The following is a 24178-nucleotide window of genomic DNA, read 5'->3' as shown; positions in this document are numbered from 1 at the left end:
TCCCGGAATACTCCTACCGGGCGTCATCCTGCCCTAGGAGGGTCACTCGGGGAGGGCGTGTCGCGGTTTCGACACCACCGCCGGCATCTCGGTGGTCGTCTCCGCGTCGTGCGAACGGAGCAGCGGGCGCAGCGGCCGGCGGCGTTCCCGGTGCGGCAGGCCCTCGCCGATGAGGTGTTGGTGGGCCATCGTCCACACCTGGCACGGCCACTTCTTGTGCCGCAGCACGCCGGGGCACGCGCCGCAGCGGCCGTCCGGATCGGGCTGGTGCAGGGTCAGCAGCAGCCGCCAACCGTCGGCCAGGCGGTGGATCTCGGCCCGGGCGAGCGGCACCAGCGCGTCGGCCTCGTCCCGCTCGACGGCCTCGTCGAGCAGGGCCAGCCGGCGCAGCACGGCGGCCCGGAGCGCCTCGTCCACGCGCTCACATCCTGTCGGCGGCTTGGGCGAGCAGGTGGTGCAGCCTGCGGGTCTGCGTGACCGACATCACCGCCGACTCGCCGGGCGGGGCGACCAGGAGGACGCGGTCGTCCTCGACGAGGACGGTCATGGACCGGTCCCTCCCGAAGGGGTCGTGGCAGTCGATCCAGCCCTGTGGTTCGGCCATCGGCACTCCGATCGCGAGGGGACGGGGTGGGGCGCGGCGGGGGAGCCGCACGAGCGGACGACCCCGTTGCGTAGCGGCGGGGGTCCCGTCCTGTGCATCGGCCGGCACGGCGTCGTGACTTACCCGTTACCCGGGTAATTCACTCATTAGCTTGAACGTCGGCAACTCCGCGTGGCCGGCGGGGCGTGTGATGTGGGCCGGACCGGTGGGCCCGCTGGGCAGGGAGCCCGGTTCCCCGCTAACATTGGGACGCGGCCCGCTCCCAGTGACCCCCAGGCTGGTTGAGCGGGCCGCCTCGTACGACGAGGGCCCCGCTCACAGCACGTGAGCGGGGCCCCCTCTGTTTTCCGGATCAGATCTCGGGCGCGGTGAACGCCAGGTCGTGCGCCTCGGCCACCGGCGCGTTGGTCAGCAGGCCCGCGTGGGTGTTGAGGCCGAGCGCCAGCGACGCGTCCGCGCGCAGCGCCTCCCGCCAGCCCCGGTCGGCCAGCGCGACCGCGTGCGGCAGGGTCACGTTGGTCAGCGCGTAGGTCGAGGTGCGCGGCACCGCGCCGGGCATGTTCGCGACGCAGTAGAACACCGAGTCGTGCACCTGGTAGGTCGGGTCGGCGTGCGTGGTCGGCCGGGAGTCGGCGAAGCAGCCGCCCTGGTCGATCGCGATGTCCACCAGCACCGAACCGGGCTTCATGTCGGCGACCAGCTCGTTGGTCACGAGCTTCGGCGCCTTCGCGCCGGGCACCAGCACCGCGCCGATGACCAGGTCGGCCTCGCGCACGGCCTGCTCGACCGCGTACCGGTTCGACGTGACGGTGCGCAGGCGGCCCTGGTAGAGGGCATCGATGTGTCGCAGCCGGTCGACGTTGGTGTCCAGGATCTCCACGTCCGCGCCCATGCCCGCGGCGATCACGGCCGCGTTCAGGCCCGCCACGCCGCCGCCGATCACGACCACGCGCGCCGGGTGCACGCCGGGCACGCCGCCGGGCAGCACGCCCCGGCCGCCGGACGGCTTCATCAGCGAGAACGCGCCCACCTGCGGCGCGAGGCGACCCGCGACCTCGGACATCGGCGCGAGCAGCGGCAGGGCGCCGTTCGGGGTCTGCACGGTCTCGTAGGCGATGGCCGTGGTGCCGGAGGCCAGCAGCGCCTCGGTCAGCGGCCGGTCGGCGGCCAGGTGCAGGTAGGTGAACAGGACCTGGCCCTCGCGCAGCCGCGGGTACTCCTCGGCGACCGGCTCCTTGACCTTGAGCACCAGCTCGCCCTCGGACCACACGTCGTCGGCCCCGGCGAGCACCTTGGCGCCCGCGGCCGCGTACTCCTCGTCCGTGATCGCCGAGCCGAGGCCCGCGCCGGCCTCGACGAACACCTCGTGACCGCGTGACGCCAGCTCGTGGGCGCCCGCCGGGGTCAGCGCGACGCGGTACTCGTGGTTCTTGATCTCCCGGGGGACTGCGATCCGCACGGTGGGCTCCTTCGGCTGTCGTGTTCGCCAAAGGTCGGGTACCCGGGGCGCGGTGTCATCGTGCGCGCGGAACCAAGGAGGACGGGTCCGGTTGTGCCGGCGGAACAAGTCGTGCGGCGCGTTGACACCCGTCCGGGCCGGCACCTAGCGTGCGGGTCACCCAACTGAACATCGGCCGCGGCGCCTCGACGGCGCCGGAACCCGCGCGGGAGAGACCTCGTTCGTTCGAGGCGCCGAAGGAGCAAGTCCCCCGCACACTCTCAGGCAGCGAGAACCGCGCGCGGTGAGGCGACTCTGGAAAGCGCACCCTCGTCCGAGGGGGCGCACCCACGGTGCAAGCCGCGCGCGCGGCGAAGCTCTCAGGTCCCAGGACAGAGTGGGGGTGGACCTTCACCACCAGGGAGCGCTGACGTGACCTTTCCGGAGAACCTGCTGTACACGCCCGAGCACGAGTGGGTCGACTGGGCGCCGGGCACCCGGGAGCCCGTGTCGGTCGGGATCACCTCGTACGCGACCGAGTCGCTGGGCGACGTCGTGTTCGTCGAGCTGCCCGCCGTCGGCACGCGGGTCGCGTCCGGCGAGGTGTGCGGCGAGCTGGAGTCCACCAAGTCGGTGAGCGACCTGTACGCGCCGGTCAGCGGCGAGGTCGTGGAGGTCAACACGGCGGCGGTCGACGACCCGTCGTTGATCAACAACGACCCGTACGGCGGCGGCTGGCTGTTCAAGGTGGCCGTCGAGGACGCCACCGGGCTGCTGACCGCCGCGAAGTACGCGGAACTGACCGAGGGCTGATCCGTGGCGATCAGCGTGTTCGACCTGTTCTCCGTGGGCATCGGTCCGTCGAGTTCGCACACGGTCGGGCCGATGCGCGCGGCGACGATGTTCGTGGACCGCCTGGGTGCACGAACGAGTTCAGTCGACCGAGTGCACGTGGAGCTGTTCGGGTCACTCGGAGCAACCGGCCACGGGCACGGCAGCCCGAAGGCCGTCCTGCTCGGCCTGGAGGGCCACAAGCCCGAGGAGGTCGACCCGGTGGCGGCGTCCGCGCGGGTCGAGGAGGTCCGGGCGACCGGGCGGTTGCGGCTCGGCGGCGTCCACGAGATCGCGTTCACCGAGGACACCGACCTCGTCATGCACCGGCGCAAGTCGTTGCCGCTGCACCCCAACGGGATGCGCTTCGAGGCGTTCTCCGGGTCGTCGCCGGTCGACTCGGCCGTCTACTACTCGGTGGGCGGCGGGTTCGTGGTCGACGAGACCGCGTCCGGCACCGACCGGATCAAGCCGGACAGCACGCCGGTCGCGCACCCGTTCCGCAGCGGGGACGAGCTGCTCGCGCGGACCCGGGAGACCGGGCTGCCGATCAGCGGCCTGATGCTGGACAACGAGCGGTCGTGGCGGTCGGAGGAGGAGATCCGGTCCGGCCTGCTCCACATCTGGCAGGTCATGCAGGAGTGCGTGGAGCACGGCTGCACGGAGACCGGCGAACTGCCCGGCGGCCTCAAGGTGCGGCGGCGGGCGGCCGAGATGAGGTCCCGGCTGGCCGCCGAGCACTACGCCACCGACCCGCTGCGGGTGATGGACTGGGTGACCCTGTTCGCGCTGGCGGTGAACGAGGAGAACGCCGCGGGCGGTCGCGTCGTCACCGCCCCCACCAACGGCGCGGCCGGCATCGTGCCCGCGGTGCTGCACTACTACGCGAGGTTCGTGCCGGGCGCGTCCGACGACGGCGTGGTGCGGTTCCTGCTCACGGCGGGCGCGATCGGCGTGCTGTTCAAGGAGAACGCGTCGATCTCCGGCGCCGAGGTCGGCTGCCAGGGCGAGGTCGGCTCGGCCTGCTCCATGGCCGCCGGCGGTCTGGCGGAGGTGCTCGGCGGCACGCCGGAGCAGGTCGAGAACGCGGCCGAGATCGCGATGGAGCACAACCTCGGGCTGACCTGCGACCCGATCGGCGGGCTCGTGCAGATCCCGTGCATCGAGCGCAACGCGCTGGCGTCGATCAAGGCCATCACGGCGGCGCGCATGGCACTGCGGGGCGACGGGTCGCACTTCGTGTCCCTGGACAAGGTCATCAAGACCATGCGGGAGACGGGGAAGGACATGCACCACAAGTACAAGGAGACCGCTCGGGGCGGCCTGGCGGTGAACGTCATCGAGTGCTGATGACCGGCGTCTGACCAGCGCGAATGACTTCCATCGTTGCTCGGTGGTTCTCGCTGGTACCCGACGTCCCACGGCCTGGAGACGGCCTGATCTTGGTCCGAACGCGACGGTCCCCACCTCGGTAGCGCGGGGTGGGGACCGTCGCGCGTCGTGGGCCTGGTCCTCGTTGCGGCACAACCACTCCCGGTGGCAAGGCGGCGGAGCCGCCGCGGCAGTCGACCGCCGAGCCCAGCCCGGTCCAGCCGCGCGACCGCGATCGTCCCGACTGCTGCCGCTGAGGACTGCCTGGGGACATGCTTCCGCAGCCGGCGCGCCTTGATCCCGTACAGCTGGATTCGGCAGTGCCAACGCTTGCCACCCGGCGGGATGTGCAGGCTGTGGGATCGGTTTACCGATCGTTGTTGCTGTGATGTCCTGCTGCTACCGAAGCTTCTTCAAGCACTGCTCCCGCCTTCGCGACCACCAGGAGAAGCGCGGTCCTTGCTGACGAGTAGTCCACCTCGGGTGGGACGTCAACGGCCCACGACATACCTGCGGAAATGGTCTCCCATGAGCAGCCGAGCCGCTGCAAGGCGTCTTCTACCGGGACTGCTGCGTTTTGGCTGGGAATGCTGATCCGAATGGTGGAGTGTCCAGACCTCGTGAGCAGTTCTTCGAAGACCAGTTCTCGTCGGTCGTGATCGGCTCGGACCCGCACGGTATCGCCGAAGGCCACACCCCGAACGAAGAACGGGATGCTGCGCACCTGTACGACCACCTGCGTGGTTGTCTTCTCCGTCCACATCCTCTCCGTGGACAGCGCGGTCGTGAACTCCGATGCGCTCTCGTCCCGCAGGTCGAAGGCGACCTTGAACACCCGGCGCTTGCTCGGCGGTGACGCGGCCTCGTGGTCGACAGGCCGTGGTTGGGTCACAGCAGGTTCACGCCGTCATGAGCGCGAGTGTGCGATGTGGGTTCGAACGCGTCGGTGACCCGTACCGCGTAGGCCGGTGCCATCGCTTCGCGTACTTCGTCCAGTGTCACCCAGCGGACCGCGGTGGCTTCGTCCGTCGTGCTACTGGGTGTGCCGAGTGGGGTGCAGCGGTAGACCAAGGCGACGATGCCGCGCTTCATGTTCTTGTAGACGCCGGACAAGTGCTCGACTTGAATCGAGATGCCGGTCTCCTCCAGGACTTCACGCCTGACGCCTTCCTCGAACGTTTCGGCGAGTTCGAGCACTCCACCCGGTGGCTCCCAGTGGCCGTTGTCCCTGCGGCGGATGACGAGCACCTGTCCTGAGTCGTTGACGACGATTCCGGCGACGCTGACCGAATGGCGCGGCGTGTCTGCCATTTCCCCGCTTTCGTCTCGTCGTTCGTGCTGGTCAGTCCGTTGCGGGAATGAACCACAAGTACAAGGAAACGGCCCGGGGCGGCCTGGCCGTGAACGTCGTCGAGTGCTGACCCGGCCGCGCCGCCGCGGGTGAGGACCCGCGGCGGCGGCGGTGGTCAGGGCAGGGTGGCCTCGATCGCCTGCACGACCTCGTCGGCCTCGGGGTCGGTGGCCGGGCGGAAGCGGGCGACCACTTCGCCCGTCGGGGACAGCAGGAACTTCTCGAAGTTCCACTGCACGTCCCCGGCCTTGCCGTCGGCGTCCTCGGTGGGGGTCAGCTCGGCGTACACCGGGTGCCGCGAGGGGCCGTTGACGTCGATCTTCTCGTACAGCGGGAAGGTGACGCCGTAGGTCGTCGAGCAGAAGGTGGCGATCTCCTCCGCGGTGCCCGGCTCCTGGCCCATGAACTGGTTGCACGGGAAGCCGACGACCGAGAAGCCGCGGTCCGCGTACCGCTCCTGGAGCCGCTCCAGGCCCTTGTACTGCGGCGTCAGGCCGCACTTCGACGCCACGTTGACCACCAGCAGCGCCTTGCCCGCGTGCTCGCCCAGGCTGGACCCCTCACCCGAGAGGGTGCGCACGGGGATGTCGTGGATGCTCATGCCGAGAGGCTACGTGCCGCCGCACCGCGCCCGCCGCGCCCGCGAACGCCACCACCGCGGGCACGGCCGCCGGCAGGAGCAGGGCACCGGTCAGGCACGTGGCGACCGCGTAGGCCGTCGCCGCCGAGGCCAGGAGGTTGTCGCCCGACGCCGCCGCCAGGCCGAGCAGCACCACCGAGACCAGGACCAGCGGGGCGGTGGCGGGGAGCGCCTGGGCGAGCGCGGTCGTGCCCGCCACGGCGGGGGCCAGGGCGGCGACGCCCAGGTCGAGGCGTCGCCACAGGACCGCGGCGGCGGCCAGCAGGACGAGCCCGAGCACGACGGCCGGCGCCGGGGCGAGCAGGGTCGGGAGTTCGGTGGGCAGCACGGCGGCGGTGAGGGCGGTGGCGGCCAGGACGGCGGAGACGCCGGCGCCCACCGCGCCCGGCCGCCAGGTGGCGGCCAGGACGGTCAGGGCCAACGCCACCGGCCAGTGCCCGGTCCACCCCGGTGCTAGCGACACGACGCCGGAGCACAGGAGGGGGAGGGCGGCGACCCTGACCCCCGACAGGTCTGCCATGCCGTCGAGTGTCCCAGGCCGTCAAGGGGGACGGGGTGGGAACCGGCCACGAGCAGGGCTGATCCGGCCCTGTTTCACCACTGTGAACTTTGTTGACCGTTCGCCGGTGCACTCCCTAGCGTCATCGGTGGAGGGGCCCACGACTTCGGCGGCGGTGTCGTGGGCCCCTCCACGGGTGCGCCGGGCTCAGAAGTCGAACACGGGGCCGGTCTCGGCGTGCATGACGCACGGGTTCGGGAACTCCGCCTCGAACCAGCGCTCCTCGCCGCGCCACGTGCCGGTCGCCTTCACCCGGACGGGGTTGTACTCCAGGGTGCAGATCGCGTCGCCGCCCGGGGAGAGCTGCGCGACCTGACCGTCCACGAGGGACAGCGCGTCGCACGCCCGGTCCGCCCTGGGGTGCAGGCCGCCGGAGGGTTCGCACGTCAGGTTGACGATCCGGAGCGATTCACCCCGCTGCACGTTGAGCACGAAGCTGGACTCCGGTGCGTGGACGAACGGAGCCAGTGCGGCCATCGCCGCGATGAAGGGGAGGGGTGCCATGCCCTCACGATGATGGGCACGACACCACTCGTTCCAGTGATCTCACCGGATCGTGTGGTGTATTGAGCGGTTCCCGCGATCACGTCGGCGCGCTGGGCGGGGAGTCGTCGGCCTCGGCACGCGAGCGGAAGCACCCTCACGGATCGTGTTTGTGAGGTAGCTCACTGTCAAGCTCCGCCGTGGGCGTGCCGGGCCAGGGTGGGTGGATGGCTACCGGGGTGGCGACATCAGGGGTGCGCAGGGTGGCGCTGGCCAGTTCGGCCGGCAACGCGGTGGAGCTGTACGACTTCCTGCTCTACGGCACGGCGTCCGCGCTCGTCTTCGACAAGCTGTTCTTCCCGTCCTTCGACCCGCGGATCGGCACGCTGCTCGCGTTCGCCACGTTCGGCGCGGGCTTCCTCGCCCGCCCGCTCGGCGGGGTCGTCATCGGGCACTTCGGCGACCGGGTCGGCCGGCGGTCGATGCTCGTCCTCACGCTCACCGCGACCGGCGTGTGCACCGCGCTGATCGGCCTGCTGCCGACCTACTCGTCCATCGGGATCGCCGCGCCGCTGCTGCTCGTGCTGCTGCGCCTGGTGCAGGGCTTCTTCCTCGGCGGCGAGCAGGGCGGCGCGACGCTGATGGCCGTCGAGCACGCACCGCCGGGCCGCACCGGGTGGTACGGCAGCTGGACGTTCCTCGGCTCGCCCCTGGGCCTGCTGCTGGCCAACGGCGCGATGGCCGCGTCCACCGCGGTGTCCGGCGACGCGTTCCCGGAGTGGGGCTGGCGGGTGCCGTTCCTGCTCAGCCTGGTGCTGGTCGGGGTGGGCCTGTACGTGCGGCTGTCGGTGGGGGAGAGCCCGGAGTTCCGCGCCGCCCGGGAGGCGCGCGGCGCGGTGCGGCTGCCGGTCGCCGACCTGCTGCGCCGGTCGTGGCGGACCGTGCTGCTGGGCGCGGGCGTGAACCTCGGCTTCACCGCGTTCATCTTCATCGTCGCCACGTTCGCCGTGTCGTACGGGACGAAGGAACTCGGCATGAGCCGCGCGACGCTGCTCAACGCCGGGCTGATCGGCGCGTTCACCCAGGCCGTCGCCATCCTGGTGTTCGCGCGGCTGTCGGACCGGGTCGGCCGGCTGCCGGTGATGCTGGGCGGCGCGGCGTTCCTGGGGCTGTTCGCGTTCCCGCTGTTCTGGCTGCTGGAGACGCGCTCGCCCGGGTTGGTGGTGCTCGCGATGGTGCTGGCGTTCACCGGGTCGGCCGCGCTGTTCGGGCCGATGCCCGCCTACTACGCGGAGCTGTTCGGCACGCGGGTCCGCTACAGCGGCGTGTCGTTGAGCTACCAGCTCGGCGCGGTGCTCGGCGGCGGGCTGTCCCCGCTCGTGGCGACGTGGCTGCTGGGCGCCACGCCGACGCACGACTCGTGGCCGATCTCGCTCTACCTGATCGCCGGCGCGCTGGTCAGCGGCCTGTGCCTGCTGGCGGTCGGCGAGACGCCCCGGCGCGGCGCGGGCGAACCCGCGCCGCGCTGACCGACGCCGCCGATCAAGGGTCAGCGCAGCGCGACCACGTCACCCGTTCGCGCCGACCCGAACGCCGCCTCCACGACCTCCAGGCCGGTGATCGCGTCCTCGACCGGCACGGGCGCCCGCCCGGCCGCCACGGCCGCGTAGAACTCCTGGTACGCGCCGGGCTCGGTCGGCACGCGCCGCGGGTCGCCGCCCGCGGCCAGCACGCCCCACCGCTCCTCGGGCTCCGCGCCCCAGCCAGGGCCGCCGGGCACCTCGCCCGCCTTGAGCGCCTCCTCCTGCGGGTCCATCCCGTGCTTGACGTACGCCGCCCGGTCGCCCAGCACCCGGAACCGCGGGCCGAGCGCCCCCACCAGCGCCGACGCCCACAGGTGCGACACGGCGCCGGACGGGTGGGTCAGCGCCAGGAACGCGTCGTCGTGCGCCTTGACGCCGCGCCGCAGCGTCCGCACCTCCGCGTACACGCCGGTCGGCCGGCCGAACAGCGCCACCGCCTGGTCCACCAGGTGCGTGCCCAGGTCGTAGACGATGCTGCCCAGGTCGGCCGGGTCGCCGGACTCCTTCCAGCCGTCCTTCGGCTCGGGCCGCCACCGCTCGAACCGCGACTCGAACCGGTGCACGTCGCCCAGCTCGCCGTCGCCGACGAGCCGCGCGACGGTGCGGAAGTCGCCGTCCCACCGCCGGTTGTGGAACGGGGCCAGCAGCAGGCCGCGCGACGACGCCAGGTCGGCCAGCGCCCTCGCCTCGTCCGCCGACCCGGCGAACGGCTTGTCCACCACCGCGTTCAGCCCGTGCTCCAGCGCGGCGCGCGCGTGCCCGGCGTGGAAGCGGTTCGGGGTGGTCACCACGACCAGGTCGAAATCGTCCGAGCGCGCCCACACGTCGTCCACCGAGGCGATGACCTCGGTGCCGGGGTAGCGGGCCGCGACCTCGGCCGCGCGGTCGGCGTTGCCGGTGACCACGGCGGTCAGCTCCAGGTCCGGCGAGGAGGACAGGAAGGGTGCGTGGAACGCGGCTCCGCCGAGCCCGTACCCGATCAGTGCGGTGCGCATGGTGCCGAACCCTAGGCTTCCCACGACGTGGACGCCCTGTCGCGACCCGTGGCACGTTGCTACGTTCAGCCGCATGGGTCCTCTGCTGGTGGCACCTCGGCACGTGGACCACGTGCGCGTCGTCGGCGCGGCCTGTCGTCGCGGCTGAACGACCCCACCCCCACCGGCACGCCCGGTCTCCTCGGCGTGCCCGCGCAACCCCCGCCTGACAGGAGCACACCGCATGTCCTGGTCCTTCGACACCCGACAGGTCCACTCCGGCGCCGCACCCGACCCCGCGACGGGCGCGCGGGCCACCCCGATCTACCAGACCACCTCGTTCGTGTTCCGCGACTCGGCGCACGGCGCGGCCCTGTTCAGCCTCGCCGAGCCGGGCAACATCTACACCCGCATCAACAACCCGACGCAGGACGTGCTGGAGCAGCGGGTCGCGGCGCTGGAGGGCGGCGTGGCGGCGGTGGCGTTCGCCTCCGGCCAGGCGGCGGAGACCGCGACCATCCTCAACCTCGCCCGCGCGGGCGACCACTTCGTGTCCAGCGCGTCCCTCTACGGCGGCACCTACAACCTGTTCCACTACACGCTGCCCAAGCTCGGCATCGAGGTGTCCTTCGTGGACGACCCCGACGACCTCGACGCGTGGCGGGCGGCCGTGCGGCCGAACACGAAGCTGTTCTTCGCCGAGTCGCTGGCCAACCCGCGCAGCAACGTGCTGGACATCGAGGCGGTGGCCGCCGTCGCGCACGAGAACGGCGTGCCGCTGGTCGTGGACAACACCGTGCCCACGCCGTACCTGCTCCGGCCGCTGGAGCACGGCGCCGACATCGTGATCCACTCGGCCACCAAGTACCTGGGCGGCCACGGCACCGCCATCGCGGGCGTCGTCGTGGACGGCGGGAAGTTCGAGTTCTCCGACGCGGAGAAGTTCCCGGACTTCACCGAGCCCGACCCGAGCTACCACGGCCTCCAGTACTGGCCCGCCCTCGGGCACGGGGCGTTCGCCGCGAAGCTGCGCGTGCAGGGGCTGCGCGACACGGGCGCGGCCATCGCGCCGCTGACCAGCTTCCTCGTCATCCAGGGCATCGAGACGCTGTCGCTGCGCCTGGAGCGGCACTCGGCCAACGCGCTGGAGCTGGCCCGGTGGCTGGAGGCGCGCGACGAGGTGGAGAAGGTGCACTACGCGGGGCTGGAGTCGAGCCCGTGGCACGGGCTCGCGCAGAAGTACCTGCCGAACGGCGCGGGCGGCATCGTGTCGTTCGAGCTGCACGGCGGCGTCGAGGCGGGGCGGGCGTTCGTGGACGGCGTCGAGCTGTTCAGCCAGCTCGCGAACATCGGCGACGTGCGCAGCCTGATCGTCCACCCGGCCAGCACCACGCACAGCCAGCTCACGCCCGACGAGCAGGTCGTCACGGGCGTCACGCCCGGACTGGTCCGGCTGTCGGTCGGCATCGAGGGCGTGGAGGACCTCAAGGCCGACCTGGAGGCCGGCTTCCGCGCCGCCAAGTCGGTGCTGTGAGCTTCGGGTCCACCACCGGGGAGACCCCTCCCGCCGCCGGCGGGTGGCGGGAGGGGGACCCGAACGGGCGGCGGAGGTGGTTCCGCGGCGCGTTGCCGTCGTTGCCGTCGTTGTCGATCGCCTACGAGACGTGGGGCGAGCCGAACGCCGACCGGTCGAACGCGGTGCTCGTGCTGCACGCCCTGACCGGGGACAGCCACGCGGCGGGCGGCGTGGAGCCGGGGCACCCCACGCCGGGCTGGTGGGACGGGTTGATCGGCCCCGGTCGTGTGCTGGACCCGGCCGACTGGTTCGTGGTCGCGCCGAACGTGCTGGGCGGGTGCCAGGGCACCACCGGGCCGTGGGCCACCGCGCCGGACGGCCTGCCGTGGGGCGCGAGGTTCCCGCGCGTGACGGTGCGCGACCAGGTCGCCGCCGAGGTGCTGCTGGCCGACCACCTGGGGGTGGGCGCGTGGGCGGCGGTGCTCGGCGGGTCCATGGGCGGGATGCGGGCGCTGGAGTGGGCGGTGACCGTGCCCGAGCGGGTGCGGAACCTGCTGGTGCTGGCCGCGCCGGCGTCGTCGTCGGCGGACAACGTCGCGCTCGCCTCGGCCCAGCTGCACGCCATCCGGCTGGACCCGGTGGGCGGGCTGGGCGTGGCGCGGCGCATCGCGCACGCGAGCTACCGCAGCGCGGCCGAGCTGGACGCGCGGTTCGGCCGCGAGGTGCAGGCCGACGGGCGGTACGCGGTGGAGTCGTACCTGGACCACCACGCGGCCAAGCTCGTCCGCCGGTTCGACCCGGAGAGCTACGTCGTGCTGACCCAGGCGATGAACGGCCACGACGTGGGCCGCGACCGCGGTGGGGTGCGCGAGGCGCTGTCCCGGGTCACCGCGCGCACCGTCGTGGCGGGCATCGACTCCGACCGCCTGTACCCGCTGGCCCGGCAGGCCGAGATCGCCGCCGCCGTCCCGGGTGCCGGCGACCTCCGCGTGGTCACCTCCCCGTACGGCCACGACGCGTTCCTGATCGAGGTCGACCAGGTGGCCAAACTAGTGGCCGACCTCCTCCCCTAACCGCGAGAGTCCAACGCTCAGACCCCGAGAGTCCAACGCTCAAGACGCGAGAGTCCAACGCTCAGGACCCCTGAGTTCTGCATTCGCGCCTAACGGTGTGAGCCCCGAACGTAGAACTCACCGGGCCTGAGCGTTGGACTCTCGGGGCCTGGGGGTTGGACTCTCGGGGGTGGTCACTCGTTCGTGTGGTGGGCGGGTTATTCGTCGAGGGCGGTGGCTATCCAGGGGGCCACGGGGAGGTTGCGCACCTCGCACTCCAGGGCGAGCTTCACCGTCCAGCGCAGCGCCTGGAGCACGACCGTCGCCAGCTCCTGCGGCTGCCCGTTGGCCAGCGCGATCTCGATCTGCTCGGCGGCGGCGGCCTGGTCGCCGTGCACCTCGGCGAGCAGCGTGCGGATCGCCGTGCGGACGGGCGGGTCCGCGTCGTCGATCGGCACCTCCTGGCCGTCCTCGTCGAAGACCTGCATCTTCACCGGCGTCGCGCCGCCCGAGCCGAGGGCGGCGACCATGTCGCTGCACTCGGAGAACAGCAGCAGCACCAGCTCTCTGATCTCCTCGTTCCCCTCGGGGGAGCCGCTGAGGTATCCGGTCACGAGGTCGACCGCGACAGCGTCCTCCCCGACCTTGGCGGCGGTCAGGGCCTCACCGGCCACGGCGCGGAGCCGTGACCAGCGATCCGGGTCCTGCTGCGGGTGCATTCAGCCATCTTCCAACACGGAGTAGGAGTTTTCGCGCTCTGCCGTACTGCCTACCCGGTGGCGTGAGTCCTAGGCAACGGCTTGCCGGTCCGGGTGCTACTCGGGTATGACACCCCCGGGTCGCATGTGCCCCGGCCGGGACCCGCCTAGCATCGGCCGCGTGATCCGCACCTTCCTCCAGGTCGTGCTGCTCCGCGACCGCACGCGGGTCTTCGAGGACTTCCGGTACCGGCGGTTCGCGTGGGCTTCGGTGCTGCTCTACGGCCTGGTCGTGGCGATCGTGCAGAGCGTGGAGTACGCCTCGAACAACAGCCCGGACGGCTGGTGGCCGCTGCTGTTCGTGCTCGTCGGCGGCACCTTCGCGCTCCTGCTGCGCTCGACCCTGGCGGCCTGGCGGCTGGCCACCGCCGGCGTGGTCGCGAGCAGGCTCCTGCTGGAGTCCGAACCCGCCATCCTCGGCCCCGCCGGCTGGTGCTGGTACATCCCGGTGGTGCTGGCCATCGGCATGATCCACAGCGGCCGGGTGGTCGTGGTGGTGGGCCTGCTCACGTCCGGCGCGGTGTTCCTGGCCGGCGCGCTGGGCGACCTCGACCACTTCCCGACCACGATCGGCACGCTGCTGGTCCTGCTGCTCCTCGGGTACGCGTTCGGCGCGCGCGGCCGGGCCGAGCAGCGGTTCCACGACGAGCGGGACGCCAAGGCCGCGCTGGAGGAACGGGCCCGCATCGCGCGCGAGATGCACGACGTGGTCGCGCACCACATGTCGATGGTGGTGGTGCGCTGCGAGACGGCCCCCTACCGGCTGCCCGACCTGCCCGAGGGCGCGCGGCGCGAGTTCGCCGAGCTGGGCGGTGCCGCGCGGTCCGCGATCACCGACATGCAGCAGCTGCTGGGCGTGCTGCGGGCCTCCGGGCAGAGCGCCGACCGCAACCCCCAGCCGGGCCTGGCGGACATCCGGTCGCTGCACGCCGACGCCGAGGTGGCCGACGTCGAGGTGCCGGGCGCGGTGGGGCTGACCGCGTACCGGGTGGTGCAGGAGGCGCTGACCAACGCCGGGCGGCACGCGCCGGGGTCGGACGCGTCGGTGCTGGTCGAACTGGTGGACGGGGAGCTGCGGGTGGCCGTGCGCAACACGGCGGGCGGGCCGTCGCGCGGCGGTGGCGGCGGGCACGGCCTGCGCGGGATGCGGGAACGGGTGGCGGTGCACGGCGGTTCGTTGACCGCCGTGCCGACGGAGGACGGCGGGTTCGAGGTGCGGGCGGCGATTCCGGTGGTGCGGCGGTGATCCGGGTGCTGGTGGTGGACGACCAGGAGATGGTGCGGGAGGGCTTCTCGGCGCTGCTCGACGCGCAGCCGGACATCACCGTCGTGGGGTCGGCGGGCGACGGCGCGGCGGGCGTGGCCGAGGTGCGGCGGCTGGAGCCGGACGTCGTGCTCATGGACGTGCGGATGCCGGGCGTGGACGGCCTCGCAGCCACCCGGCTGCTCGCCGACGACCCGGTCAAGGTGCTCGTGCTGACCACGTTCGACCTGGACGACTACGTCTACGAGGCGTTGCGCGCCGGGGCCAGCGGGTTCCTGCTCAAGCACGCCCCGGCGAGCGAGCTGCTGAACGCGGTGCGCGTCGTGGCGCGCGGGGAGGCGCTGCTGGCGCCGTCGGTGACCAAGCGGCTCATCGAGGACTTCGTCAAGGCGCGGCCGGTGCGCTCGGTGCGGCCCGCCGCGCTGGACGCGCTGACCGACCGGGAGGCGGAGGTGCTGCGGCTCGTCGCGCAGGGCCTGTCGAACACCGAGATCGCGGCCCACCTCGTGCTGGCCGAGCAGACGGTGAAGACGCACGTGAGCCGGGTGCTGATGAAGCTGGCCCTGCAGGACCGGGCGCAGGCCGTGATCGCGGCCTACGAGTCGGGCCTCGTCGTACCGGGGTAGCACCGGCCGGCGGGTACCCCGGGGTGACGCCCCGGGGCGCGTCACCTCCCTAGCTTTCCCGGTGTGACCAAGGGGATCGCGCTGTTCGCGGCGCTGCTGGTGCTGGTGACGCCCGGCGGGGGAGACCCGCCGCCGGCCACCCCGCACGTCGAGGTGCTCGGCGACCCGGCCCGGGCCGCGCACGTGGTGGTGCTCGTGCCGGGGTCCGATGTGGACGAACGCCGGTTCGCGGCGACGGTGGGCCGGATGGCCCGCGCGCTGTTCACCGCGGCGGGGCGGGACGACCTCGCGGTCGTCGCCTGGCTCGGCTACCGGACGCCCTCGGGACTCGGTGTGGACGCGGCCTCCGGCCGGTTGGCCCGTGCCGGGGCGACCGCGCTGGACGCGTACGTGCGGGAGTTGCAGGGGCGGGGGTCGCCGAGGCGGGTGCGGCTGGTGTGCCACAGCTACGGCTCGGTGGTGTGCGGGCTCGCCCGGGCGCGGGTGGCCGACGTGGTGCTGCTCGGCTCGCCGGGCGTGCGCGCCGACTCGGCCGCCGAACTGGGCGGACGGGTGTGGGCGGCGCGCGGCGCGCGGGACTGGACGAGGTGGGTGCCGGCGGTGCGGGTCGGCGACCTCGGGCACGGCGCGGACCCGCTGGACCCCGACTTCGGGGCCCGGGTGTTCGACGCGGGGGACGCGGCGCACGACGGGTACTTCACGCCCGGCTCGCCGTCGCTGCGCGCCCTCGCGCGGCTCGCGGTGGGGGAGGCGCCGTGACGGGGCCGCGGGGCAGGGACGCGGCGGTCGACGCGACGCGCGCGCTGGCGATCGGGGGCGTGGTGCTGGGCCACTGGCTCGTCACCGCGCTGGTGCTGACCGACGACGGGCTGGTGTTCGACAGCCCGCTGCGGTGGGTGCCGGAGCTGGCCCCGGCGAGCTGGGTGCTCCAGGTGCTCGGCCTGTTCTTCTTCACCGGCGGGTTCGGCGCGGCCCGCTCGACCACGCCGTGGTGGTCGCGGGTGCGCCGGCTGCTGCCGCCGGTCGCCGGGCTGCTCGCCGCGTGGGCGGTCGTCCTGTTCGGGCTGTCGGTGCGCGGCCTGCCCCAGCAGACCCTGTGGAACGCCGGGTACGCCGTCGTCACGCCGCTGTGGTTCCTGGGCGTGTACCTGCTGCTGCTGGCGGCGACGCCGCTGCTCGCGCGGCTCGGCTGGTGGGGCGTCGCGCTGCCGGTGGCGCTGGTCGCGGTGGACGCCTGGTGGGGCGGTCCGGGCTGGGCGAACGTGGTGGCCGTGTGGTGGGCGCCGTGGCAGGTGGGCCTGCTGGTGGCCCGGCACGGGTGGCGCCGCTCGTGGGGTGCGGCGCTGCTCGGGTTCGGCGCGGCGGCGTTCGCCGTGCTGCTGCGCGCCGGCTACCCGGTGTCGGCGGTGGGCGTGCCCGGCGCGGCCGAGTCGAACCTGTCGCCGCCGACGGCCGCCGCCCTGGCGCTCGCGCTGGCGCAGGTGGGGCTGGTCCTGCTGGTGCGGCCGTCGTTCCGCGCGGCCCGGCTCAACGCGGCGGCGCTGCCGGTCTTCCTGCTGCACCAGAGCGCGCTGCTCGCGGTCACGCTCGTCGGTTCGGCGTTCGGCCCGCTGCGCGGCCTGCACACGCCGCCGTCGGACGCGTTATGGGTGCTGGAGCGCCTGACGTGGCTGCCGGTGTTCGGCTGCGTGCTGCTGGTCCTGCTTCGGTATGGCGGCCAGCAGCGCCGCCGCGATCGTCGCGCCGTGCAGGGCGACGACGGGGGCGGTCGGCTCCAGGACGAGCAGCGGCGGGACGCAGGCCAGCGCGGTGAGCAGCCAGGGCCGCCGGCCGTGGCAGGTCCCGGTGTGGGCGGCGTGCAGGAGGTACCAGCCGAGCAGCAGGTGGATGAGGTTCTGGAGCGGGTCGACCTTGAGCACGACGAGCGTGCCCGCGGTGCCCGCGAACCCGGTCACCACGAACCCGAGGACGCCCAGCACGCCGTAGCCGACGCCGAGGGTGGCGGCCAGCCGGGTGCGGTGGGTCTCCCGGCCGCCGCACGGTCCGGGCAGGCCGCCGCGCTCGAAGCGGTGGAACAGCAGCACCAGGGGCAGGAGCAGCAGCACCAGCACGGCCAGCCAGCGGGGCCGGGCGGCGACCCAGCCGAACGCGCCGAACGCGCCGCCGGGCGCGTCGAGCAGGCCGAGGGTGCCGACGAGGGCGGCCAGCGCGGTCAGGTAGCCGAGGTAGACCGTCATCGGGGCGGCGCGGGCGAAGTCCACGACCCGCCACTGCCGGTGCCCCTCCAGCCAGGCGGTGACGCGGTCGCGCAGCAGCAGGACGAGGCAGATCTGCGCCAGGCCCAGCACCAGCAGGCACACCGTCGGCGGGCTGAGGTTCGAGGTCCGCTCGCCGGGCAGCGCCATCATGGTGCGCGGGTAGCCGCCCACCGTGATCAGCACCAGTAACGCGGGCGCGGCGGCCAGGGCGAGGGCGGCGAGCACCCGGCGCGGCACCCGCAGCAGGCTGCCGTCGGCGTAGTGGAACCCGACCTGCTGGAGCAGCAGCGCGCCGAGCACCAGGTTCAGGTGGCCGCCGGTGCGCCACCCGAACCCGACGCGGCAGGCGTCGACCGCGATCATCACGGCGACCAGCGCGACCGGTGTGACCAGCCGGGCGTTGCGGTGCAGCCAGGCCATGACGGGCGTCGCGGCCACCGCCACCAGGTAGAGGCCGAGGAACCACAGCGGGTGGGCGATCAGCCGCCCGAACATCCCCACCCGCGACTTGTCCACGTCCAGCAGCTCCAGCGGCAGCGGCAGGACGAGCCAGGCCAGCACGAACGCCAGCACCGGCCGCAGCAGCCACGAGATCCGCGCGGCCAGGTACCGCCCGTACCCGCCGTGGTCGGCCTGCACGGCCCACCAGCTGAGCAGGTTCGCCTGCCCGCCCGCGAAGTAGAAGACCGGGATCGCCTGGAGGAGCCAGGTGAGCAGCCACAGCCAGTTCGCGCTGACGCCCGCCCAGTGCAGGACGGTGAGCGTCGACTGGCCCATCACCACGAGGCCGAGCGCGGCCAGCCGCAGGAACGTCGCGTACCGGTCGGCGGTCGGCGGCGCGGGCGGGTGCGGTGCCGTCTCGCGGCGCCGCGGCAGGCGTGCGACCAGCAGGAACACCACGACGGCGCTGCCGAAGCCCCAGGCGAGCACCGGTTCGTGGCCGGGCGGCCCCCACCGCTGCCGCCACGAGTTGAACTCCAGGCCCGCCGCGTACAGCCGCGCGGTGGCGTGGCACCGCCCCCCGCTGCCGCGCGGGTTCACGTCGCACTGGGCGTGCATGTCGAGCGCGAGCCGGGTGTCGAGCGACCTGCGGGCGTCCGGGCCGAGGGGGCGGCCCTTCTGCTCGGCGTACCGCAGCAGGTCGTAGCCGAGGTCGTGGGCGCGGCACCCGGTGCCGAAGTCCCACTCGGTGTCGCCGGCGGGGCCGGAGCAGCCGCCGTTCGGGTCGACGGCGCGCGTCGTGCCGTCCGGGCCGGTGGCGGTGCGCGGGTCGCGGTTGACGACGCGGTCGAAGTCCTCGGGGAACGCGAGCAGCGGGTTGGCCGCCCCGGGGTCGGCCATCGCCTCGACCGCGCGCGCGGCGGTGGCGACGTCCCCGGTCAGCGGGGACCCGTCGGTCGCCCCGACGGGGCGGGACGCGATCACGCCGCACGTGAACACGGCCAGCGCGACCAGGACGAACCGGAACCAGGCCGGTAGGCGGGCGAGCAACCGGAGCCCCGGCCACCCCCCGGTGGTGTCGGTCCGCACCGCCGCGTCGCTCATCGGCGCCCAAGGTTACGGATCGGCATCGGCGCCCGCCAACCCCCTGTCCCCCCACCGCGTGGTGGGGCCGTCCCCCCGGTGGGTCCGGCGGGGTGCCGCGCGGCGCCGGTCCGGCGGGGTCAGGACACCGCGCCGGCCAACGAGGCCAGGGCCATCCGCGACAGCAGCGCCGCCATCTGGTCCCGGTCCAGGTGGGCGCTGTGCGGGGTCGAGTTGATCAGGCCGAACAGGGCGTGCGCGGCGGCCCGCGCGGTCGGCTCGTCGACCTCCGGCGAGGTCTTGCGGATCGTCTCGACCCACACCTCGACGTACCGGCGCTGGAGCGCGCGCACCCGGCGGCGGTCCGGGTCGGTCAGGTTGGCCAGGTTGCGGATCTGCACGGTGATCAGCGCCGGGTCGTCCAGGGCGAAGTCCACGTGCCAGCCGATCAGCGCGCGCAGCGCGTCGTCCGGGCCGGACGAGGTCTCCACGCGCGCCACGCCGCCCTCCAGCAGCCGCTCGCTGATCTGCGTCAGCATCTCGCCGAGCATGGCGTCCTTGCTGCGGAAGTGGCGGTAGAGGGCGGGACCGGAGATGCCGACGGCGGCGCCGATGTCGTCGATGCCCACGCCGTGGAAGCCGTGCCGGGCGAACAGTTCGGCGGCGGCGGCCAGGATCTGGTCGCGGCGGGATTGCTTCACGGGCTCGACTGGCACGCCCCTCATCTTAAGCGGCCCGCCCGGCGCACGTAAACGGTCGTTAACCGAGCCGATGGACGGAGATTATTTACTCAGAGTGGTCATGATCCGTTAACTTTTCACTTACGCTGTCCGACCCGCTCTACCTGCTGGTAACTCTAGTAGTGCTCTGCATCACATCCCTGCGCAGTTCCCCCTCCGGGAGGCCCCCGATGCGCCTTGTCCGCATCCTGTCCAGCGCGGCGTTGGCGCTAGCCGCGTCGCTGGCCCTCGTCGTGCCGGCCGAAGCCGCCGCCGTCAACTACGTCGCCCTCGGCGACTCCTACTCCTCCGGGACGGGCACCGGCTCCTACTACTCCGACTCCGGCGGCTGCAAGCGCAGCCAGTACAGCTACCCGGCGCTGTGGGCGGCCTCGCACGCGCCCGCGTCGTTCGCGTTCGTCGCCTGCTCGGGCGCGCGCACCGGCGACGTGCTGAACAACCAGATCGGCTCGGTCACCGCGAGCACCTCCCTGGTCAGCATCTCCGTCGGCGGGAACGACGCCGGCTTCACCGACGTGATCACCACCTGCACCTTCGGCACGGACTCGACCTGCACCAACCGGGTCAACCAGGCCAAGGCGTACGTCTCGGGCACCCTGCCGGGCCTGCTGGACAACGTCTACACCCAGATCCGCACCAGGGCGCCCTCGGCCACGGTCGTCGTGTTCGGCTACCCGCGCCTCTACAAGGTGCCCGGTTCCTGCAACGTGGGCCTGAGCGACGCCAAGCGCGCGGCCATCAACTCCGCCGCCGACGCCCTGCACACGGTCATCTCGGGCCGGGCGGGCGCCAAGGGCTTCGCCTACCGCGACGTGCGCGGCGCGTTCACCGGGCACGAGATCTGCTCCGGCGACTGGTGGCTGAACAGCCTGTCGTGGCCGGTCGAGGAGTCGTACCACCCGAACCGCAACGGTCAGCGGCTCGGCTACCTGCCGCAGCTGAACGCCGTCACCGGCTGAGCGCGCCACCGGTCGGAGGGGGTCGTCGTCGACGGCCCCCTCCGGCTTGTGGGCAGGCGTTAACAGGCGCTAACATCTCCTCAGGTTAACGATGGCTAACCGCGAGGAGCCCGATGGACGCCCCGGTGCTGCGCAGCGCGGCCGACAAGTCGGCCGACGCCTTCCGGCGCTACCACGACGAGCACACCGCGCTCGTGCACGACCTGCGCGACAAGCTCCGCCGAGCCGCCTCGGGCGGCCCGGAGAAGGCCCGCGCCCGGCACGTGGCCCGCGGCAAGCTGCTGCCCCGCGACCGCGTGGACACCCTCCTGGACCCCGGCTCGCCGTTCCTGGAGCTGTCCCCGCTGGCCGCCGACGGCATGTACGGCGACGAGGCACCGGCCGCGGGCGTCATCACGGGCGTCGGCCGCGTCTCCGGCCGCGAGGTCGTGGTGGTCGCCAACGACGCCACCGTCAAGGGCGGCACCTACTACCCGATGACGGTCAAGAAGCACCTCCGCGCCCAGGAGGTCGCGCTCCACAACAACCTCCCGTGCGTCTACCTGGTGGACTCCGGCGGCGCGTTCCTGCCCCGGCAGGACGAGGTGTTCCCGGACCGCGAGCACTTCGGCCGGATCTTCTTCAACCAGGCCACCATGTCCGCCCGCGGCATCCCGCAGGTCGCCGCCGTGCTCGGCTCGTGCACCGCGGGCGGCGCGTACGTGCCCGCGATGTCCGACGAGGCGGTGATCGTGCGGGACCAGGGCACGATCTTCCTCGGCGGCCCGCCGCTGGTGAAGGCCGCGACCGGCGAGGTCGTCACGGCCGAGGAGCTGGGCGGCGGCGAGCTGCACTCGCGCACCTCCGGCGTCACCGACCACCTCGCGGAGGACGACGAGCACGCCCTGCGCATCGTCCGCTCCATCGTCTCCACCCTCGGCCCCCGCGCGCCCCGGCCGTGGCGGGTCGAACCGAGCGTCGAGCCGGCGGTGGACCCCGGCGAGCTGTACGGCGTCGTGCCGACCGACAGCCGCACCCCGTACGACGTGCGCGAGGTCATCGCCCGGGTCGTCGACGGCAGCCGGTTCCAGGAGTTCAAGAAGGAGTACGGCGCGACGCTCGTCACCGGGTTCGCGCGCGTCCACGGCCACCCGGTCGGCATCGTCGCCAACAACGGCGTGCTGTTCGGCGAGTCCGCGCTGAAGGGCGCGCACTTCGTCCAGCTGTGCGACCAGCGGTCGATCCCGCTGGTGTTCCTCCAGAACATCAGCGGGTTCATGGTCGGCCGCGAGTACGAGGCCGCGGGCATCGCCAAGCACGGCGCGAAGATGGTCACGGCGGTGGCGTGCGCGCGGGTGCCGAAGTTCACCGTCGTCATCGGCGGCTCGTTCGGCGCGGGCAACTACTCGATGTGCGGCCGGGCCTACTCGCCCCGGTTCCTGTGGATGTGGCCGAACGCCCGCATCTCCGTCATGGGCGGCGAGCAGGCCGCGTCCGTGCTCGCCACCGTGCGGCGGGACCAGCTCGGCGACGAGTGGTCCGCCGAGGACGAGGAGGCGTTCAAGGCCCCGATCCGGCGGCAGTACGAGGACCAGGGCAACCCGTACTACTCCACCGCCCGCCTGTGGGACGACGGCGTGATCGACCCGCTCGACACGCGCACCGTCCTCGGGCTCGCCCTGTCCACGGCGGCCAACGCCCCGATCGAGCCGGTGTCCTACGGCGTCTTCCGGATGTGATGGCGATGTTCGAGTCGGTACTGGTGGCCAACCGCGGCGAGATCGCGGTCCGCGTGATCCGCGCCCTGAGGTCCCTCGGCATCCGGTCCGTCGCCGTCCACAGCGACGCGGACGCCGACGCCCTGCACGTGCGGCTGGCCGACGAGGCGGTGCGGCTCGGCCCGGCGGCGGCCCGGGAGAGCTACCTGTCGGTCGAGAGGGTCGTCGAGGCCGCGCTGTCGACCGGCGCGCGGGCCGTGCACCCCGGGTACGGCTTCCTGGCCGAGAACGCCGAGTTCGCGCGTGCCTGCGAGAAGGCCGGCCTGGTGTTCATCGGCCCGCCCGCCGAGGCCATCGAGGCCATGGGCGACAAGATCCGCGCCAAGCTCACCGTCGCGGCGGCCGGCGTGCCGGTGGTGCCCGGCCGCACCGAGGCCGGCATGACCGACGACGACCTGGTCGGCGCGGCCGGCGAGGTCGGCTTCCCGGTGCTGCTCAAGCCCTCCGCGGGCGGCGGCGGCAAGGGGATGCGGCTGGTCCGCGACCCCGGGGGGCTGCGGGACGCGATCGAGTCCGCCCGGCGCGAGGCGCGCGGGTCGTTCGGCGACGACACCCTGCTCGTCGAGCGGTTCATCGGCAACCCGCGGCACGTCGAGATCCAGGTGCTGGCGGACGCGCACGGCGGCGTCGTGCACCTCGGCGAGCGCGAGTGCAGCCTCCAGCGGCGGCACCAGAAGATCATCGAGGAGGCCCCGTCGCCCCTGCTCACCCCCGAGGTGCGGGAGGCCATGGGGCGCGCGGCGGTGGAGGCGGCGCGGTCCGTCGGGTACGTCGGCGCGGGCACCGTCGAGTTCATCGTCGACGGCTCGTCCGGCGAGTACTACTTCATGGAGATGAACACCCGGCTCCAGGTCGAGCACCCGGTGACCGAGCTGGTGACCGGCGTGGACCTGGTCGAGCAGCAGCTCCGGGTGGCGGCGGGCGAGCCCCTGGGGTTCACCTCGGTGGAGCTGACCGGGCACGCCGTGGAGGCCCGCGTCTACGCCGAGGACCCGGCGCGCGGGTTCCTGCCCACCGGTGGCACCGTGCTGCTGCTGGAGGAGCCGGCGGACGTGCGGGTCGACTCGGCGCTGCGCGTCGGGCTGACCGTGGGCAGCGACTACGACCCGATGCTGGCGAAGGTGATCGCGCACGGCGCCACGCGGGCCGAGGCGCTGCGCCGGCTGCACGCCGCGCTGGGCCGGTTCACGCTGCTCGGCGTGACCACGAACGTGCCGTTCCTGCGGGCGCTGCTGACCGACCCCGACGTGCGGGCCGGCGACCTCGACACCGGGCTGGTGGAGCGCAAGCTCGACTCGCTGGTCGCCGTCGAGCGGCCCGACGAGGTGCCGGCCGCCGCCGCCCTGGAGCGGCAGCTCTCCCTGCGCGGCGACGGCGACGACCCGTGGGCGCGGGCCGACGGCTGGCGGCTCGGCGAGCACGCCTGGACCCGGTGGCTGATCGACGGCGTCGAGGTGCGCGTGCGCGGCGACGAGGTGTCGGTCGCGGGCGGCGCGCCGGCCCGGTACGCGGTCCGGGTCGACGGCGACCGGCTCGTCGTGGGCGGCCGGTCCTACGCGATGGCCCGGGACGGCGACGTGCTGTGGCTCGGGCGGGACGGGCACGCGTGGGCGCTGACCGAGACCCGGCCGTCCGAGGTCGCCGCGTCGGGCGCCGCCGGCCGCGGCGGTCCGGTCACCAGCCCCATGCCCGGCACGGTGCTCGTCGCGCGCGCCGAGCGGGGCGACGAGGTGGCCGCCGGGCAGGCGTTGTTCGTGGTCGAAGCGATGAAGATGGAGCACACCGTCACGTCACCCGTGGCCGGCGTGCTCACCGAAGTGCACGTCCGGGAGGGCCAACAGGTCGCCCTGGACCAACCCCTGGCCGTCGTCGTGCCCCACGAGGAGTGAG

At 73.2% G+C, this 24178-nt stretch carries 23 protein-coding genes, 1 pseudogene and 1 riboswitch; of the genes and pseudogenes, 12 read left to right on the top strand and 12 right to left on the bottom strand.

What is annotated here, in order from left to right:
• Positions 1-42: 42 nt before the first annotated feature.
• The 3 genes from ACRAKJ_RS37395 to ald all read right to left on the bottom strand — a co-directional run bounded on the left by ACRAKJ_RS37395 (position 43) and on the right by ald (position 2063).
• A complete protein-coding gene (locus ACRAKJ_RS37395; RefSeq protein WP_438926474.1) occupies positions 43-417 on the bottom strand; it encodes a hypothetical protein in 375 nt (124 codons plus the stop codon).
• A gap of 4 nt (positions 418-421) precedes the next feature.
• On the bottom strand, positions 422-604 hold the full coding sequence (locus ACRAKJ_RS37390) for a hypothetical protein (RefSeq protein ID WP_438926473.1): 183 nt from the start codon (positions 602-604) through the stop codon (positions 422-424).
• Positions 605-956: 352 nt separating this feature from the next.
• Entirely contained in the window at positions 957-2063 is a 1107-nt protein-coding gene (gene ald / locus ACRAKJ_RS37385) for an alanine dehydrogenase (RefSeq protein ID WP_438926472.1), read from the bottom strand.
• A 196-nt stretch (positions 2064-2259) separates the two neighbouring features.
• Positions 2260-2350, top strand: a riboswitch (glycine riboswitch).
• Positions 2351-2474: 124 nt separating this feature from the next.
• On the opposite strand from ald, the gene gcvH reads away from it, so the two are divergent.
• On the top strand, positions 2475-2855 hold the full coding sequence (gene gcvH / locus ACRAKJ_RS37380; protein ID WP_438926471.1) for a glycine cleavage system protein GcvH: 381 nt from the start codon (positions 2475-2477) through the stop codon (positions 2853-2855).
• A gap of 3 nt (positions 2856-2858) precedes the next feature.
• A complete protein-coding gene (locus ACRAKJ_RS37375; protein ID WP_438926470.1) occupies positions 2859-4223 on the top strand; it encodes an L-serine ammonia-lyase in 1365 nt (454 codons plus the stop codon).
• A 388-nt stretch (positions 4224-4611) separates the two neighbouring features.
• Here the strand turns inward: ACRAKJ_RS37375 and ACRAKJ_RS37370 are convergent, their stop codons facing one another.
• The 5 genes from ACRAKJ_RS37370 to ACRAKJ_RS37350 all read right to left on the bottom strand — a co-directional run bounded on the left by ACRAKJ_RS37370 (position 4612) and on the right by ACRAKJ_RS37350 (position 7298).
• Positions 4612-5079, bottom strand: coding sequence for a DUF4265 domain-containing protein (locus ACRAKJ_RS37370; RefSeq protein ID WP_438926469.1), 468 nt, complete (start codon positions 5077-5079; stop codon positions 4612-4614).
• 53 nt (positions 5080-5132) lie between these two features.
• Positions 5133-5555: an NUDIX hydrolase gene (locus ACRAKJ_RS37365; RefSeq protein WP_447008815.1), complete on the bottom strand. Its 423-nt coding sequence runs from the start codon at positions 5553-5555 to the stop codon at positions 5133-5135.
• Between the two features lie 155 nt (positions 5556-5710).
• Positions 5711-6196: a glutathione peroxidase gene (locus tag ACRAKJ_RS37360; protein WP_447008814.1), complete on the bottom strand. Its 486-nt coding sequence runs from the start codon at positions 6194-6196 to the stop codon at positions 5711-5713.
• Positions 6156-6755 carry a hypothetical protein gene (locus ACRAKJ_RS37355; protein ID WP_438924237.1) on the bottom strand — a complete coding sequence of 200 codons (600 nt, stop codon included), beginning with the start codon at positions 6753-6755 and terminating at the stop codon, positions 6156-6158. Before ACRAKJ_RS37355 ends, ACRAKJ_RS37360 begins: the two co-directional genes overlap by 41 nt.
• 186 nt (positions 6756-6941) lie before the next feature.
• Positions 6942-7298, bottom strand: coding sequence for an SSI family serine proteinase inhibitor (locus ACRAKJ_RS37350; RefSeq protein ID WP_438924238.1), 357 nt, complete (start codon positions 7296-7298; stop codon positions 6942-6944).
• A gap of 206 nt (positions 7299-7504) precedes the next feature.
• On the opposite strand from ACRAKJ_RS37350, the gene ACRAKJ_RS37345 reads away from it, so the two are divergent.
• Positions 7505-8806, top strand: coding sequence for an MFS transporter (locus ACRAKJ_RS37345; protein WP_438924239.1), 1302 nt, complete (start codon positions 7505-7507; stop codon positions 8804-8806).
• Between the two features lie 20 nt (positions 8807-8826).
• On the opposite strand, the gene ACRAKJ_RS37340 is transcribed toward ACRAKJ_RS37345, so the two are convergent.
• Positions 8827-9855: a Gfo/Idh/MocA family protein gene (locus ACRAKJ_RS37340; RefSeq protein ID WP_438924240.1), complete on the bottom strand. Its 1029-nt coding sequence runs from the start codon at positions 9853-9855 to the stop codon at positions 8827-8829.
• Positions 9856-10078: 223 nt separating this feature from the next.
• Here ACRAKJ_RS37340 and ACRAKJ_RS37335 point away from each other — a divergent pair, with 223 nt between their 5' ends.
• Together ACRAKJ_RS37335 and metX are read left to right on the top strand one after the other, a co-directional pair.
• Positions 10079-11368 carry a bifunctional o-acetylhomoserine/o-acetylserine sulfhydrylase gene (locus tag ACRAKJ_RS37335; RefSeq protein WP_438924241.1) on the top strand — a complete coding sequence of 430 codons (1290 nt, stop codon included), beginning with the start codon at positions 10079-10081 and terminating at the stop codon, positions 11366-11368.
• Positions 11365-12423, top strand: coding sequence for a homoserine O-acetyltransferase MetX (gene metX / locus ACRAKJ_RS37330; protein WP_438924242.1), 1059 nt, complete (start codon positions 11365-11367; stop codon positions 12421-12423). The genes ACRAKJ_RS37335 and metX overlap by 4 nt, the downstream gene beginning before the upstream one ends.
• Before the next feature lie 197 nt (positions 12424-12620).
• On the opposite strand, the gene ACRAKJ_RS37325 is transcribed toward metX, so the two are convergent.
• Positions 12621-13121 (bottom strand): hypothetical protein, encoded by a 501-nt coding sequence (locus ACRAKJ_RS37325; RefSeq protein WP_438924243.1) that lies wholly within the window; start codon positions 13119-13121, stop codon positions 12621-12623.
• Between the two features lie 160 nt (positions 13122-13281).
• Here ACRAKJ_RS37325 and ACRAKJ_RS37320 point away from each other — a divergent pair, with 160 nt between their 5' ends.
• The 4 genes and pseudogenes from ACRAKJ_RS37320 to ACRAKJ_RS37305 all read left to right on the top strand — a co-directional run.
• A complete protein-coding gene (locus ACRAKJ_RS37320; RefSeq protein WP_438924244.1) occupies positions 13282-14406 on the top strand; it encodes a histidine kinase in 1125 nt (374 codons plus the stop codon).
• The gene (locus ACRAKJ_RS37315; RefSeq protein WP_438924245.1) at positions 14403-15050 is read left to right on the top strand and encodes a response regulator; all 648 of its coding nucleotides are present in this window, start codon (positions 14403-14405) and stop codon (positions 15048-15050) included. The genes ACRAKJ_RS37320 and ACRAKJ_RS37315 overlap by 4 nt, the downstream gene beginning before the upstream one ends.
• A gap of 63 nt (positions 15051-15113) precedes the next feature.
• On the top strand, positions 15114-15809 hold the full coding sequence (locus ACRAKJ_RS37310; protein ID WP_438924246.1) for an alpha/beta hydrolase: 696 nt from the start codon (positions 15114-15116) through the stop codon (positions 15807-15809).
• Positions 15806-16684, top strand: a pseudogene (locus ACRAKJ_RS37305) (acyltransferase family protein); the annotation flags it as partial. The gene ACRAKJ_RS37310 and the pseudogene ACRAKJ_RS37305, both read left to right, overlap by 4 nt.
• 9 nt (positions 16685-16693) lie before the next feature.
• Here the strand turns inward: ACRAKJ_RS37305 and ACRAKJ_RS37300 are convergent.
• Entirely contained in the window at positions 16694-18853 is a 2160-nt protein-coding gene (locus ACRAKJ_RS37300; protein ID WP_438924247.1) for a hypothetical protein, read from the bottom strand.
• Positions 18854-18972: 119 nt separating this feature from the next.
• Positions 18973-19548 (bottom strand): SACE_7040 family transcriptional regulator, encoded by a 576-nt coding sequence (locus ACRAKJ_RS37295; RefSeq protein ID WP_438924248.1) that lies wholly within the window; start codon positions 19546-19548, stop codon positions 18973-18975.
• Between the two features lie 194 nt (positions 19549-19742).
• Between ACRAKJ_RS37295 and ACRAKJ_RS37290 the strand changes: the two genes are divergently transcribed.
• The 3 genes from ACRAKJ_RS37290 to ACRAKJ_RS37280 all read left to right on the top strand — a co-directional run bounded on the left by ACRAKJ_RS37290 (position 19743) and on the right by ACRAKJ_RS37280 (position 24177).
• On the top strand, positions 19743-20531 hold the full coding sequence (locus ACRAKJ_RS37290) for a GDSL-type esterase/lipase family protein (protein WP_438924249.1): 789 nt from the start codon (positions 19743-19745) through the stop codon (positions 20529-20531).
• Between the two features lie 113 nt (positions 20532-20644).
• Complete coding sequence (locus tag ACRAKJ_RS37285; protein ID WP_438924250.1) at positions 20645-22249, top strand: carboxyl transferase domain-containing protein; 1605 nt, start codon at positions 20645-20647, stop codon at positions 22247-22249.
• Positions 22250-22254: 5 nt separating this feature from the next.
• Entirely contained in the window at positions 22255-24177 is a 1923-nt protein-coding gene (locus ACRAKJ_RS37280; protein ID WP_438924251.1) for an ATP-binding protein, read from the top strand.
• Position 24178 lies beyond the last annotated feature (1 nt).

This window comes from Saccharothrix sp. DSM 118769 (assembly GCF_052936295.1).
The sequence above is the reverse complement of the archived record's forward strand: the minus strand, read 5'-3'. Positions and strand labels throughout refer to the sequence as shown.

Bases quoted from the DNA above. Each gene is read 5' to 3' on its own strand.
- ACRAKJ_RS37390 (WP_438926473.1), bottom strand. From the start codon at position 604: ATGGCCGAACCACAGGGCTGGATCGACTGCCACGACCCCTTCGGGAGG.
- ACRAKJ_RS37365 (WP_447008815.1), bottom strand. From the start codon at position 5,555: ATGGCAGACACGCCGCGCCATTCGGTCAGCGTCGCCGGAATCGTCGTC.
- ACRAKJ_RS37360 (WP_447008814.1), bottom strand. From the start codon at position 6,196: ATGAGCATCCACGACATCCCCGTGCGCACCCTCTCGGGTGAGGGGTCC.
- ACRAKJ_RS37355 (WP_438924237.1), bottom strand. From the start codon at position 6,755: ATGGCAGACCTGTCGGGGGTCAGGGTCGCCGCCCTCCCCCTCCTGTGC.
- ACRAKJ_RS37350 (WP_438924238.1), bottom strand. From the start codon at position 7,298: ATGGCACCCCTCCCCTTCATCGCGGCGATGGCCGCACTGGCTCCGTTC.
- ACRAKJ_RS37345 (WP_438924239.1), top strand. From the start codon at position 7,505: ATGGCTACCGGGGTGGCGACATCAGGGGTGCGCAGGGTGGCGCTGGCC.
- ACRAKJ_RS37340 (WP_438924240.1), bottom strand. From the start codon at position 9,855: ATGCGCACCGCACTGATCGGGTACGGGCTCGGCGGAGCCGCGTTCCAC.
- ACRAKJ_RS37335 (WP_438924241.1), top strand. From the start codon at position 10,079: ATGTCCTGGTCCTTCGACACCCGACAGGTCCACTCCGGCGCCGCACCC.
- ACRAKJ_RS37325 (WP_438924243.1), bottom strand. From the start codon at position 13,121: ATGCACCCGCAGCAGGACCCGGATCGCTGGTCACGGCTCCGCGCCGTG.
- ACRAKJ_RS37300 (WP_438924247.1), bottom strand. From the start codon at position 18,853: ATGAGCGACGCGGCGGTGCGGACCGACACCACCGGGGGGTGGCCGGGG.
- ACRAKJ_RS37290 (WP_438924249.1), top strand. From the start codon at position 19,743: ATGCGCCTTGTCCGCATCCTGTCCAGCGCGGCGTTGGCGCTAGCCGCG.
- ACRAKJ_RS37285 (WP_438924250.1), top strand. From the start codon at position 20,645: ATGGACGCCCCGGTGCTGCGCAGCGCGGCCGACAAGTCGGCCGACGCC.
- ACRAKJ_RS37280 (WP_438924251.1), top strand. From the start codon at position 22,255: ATGTTCGAGTCGGTACTGGTGGCCAACCGCGGCGAGATCGCGGTCCGC.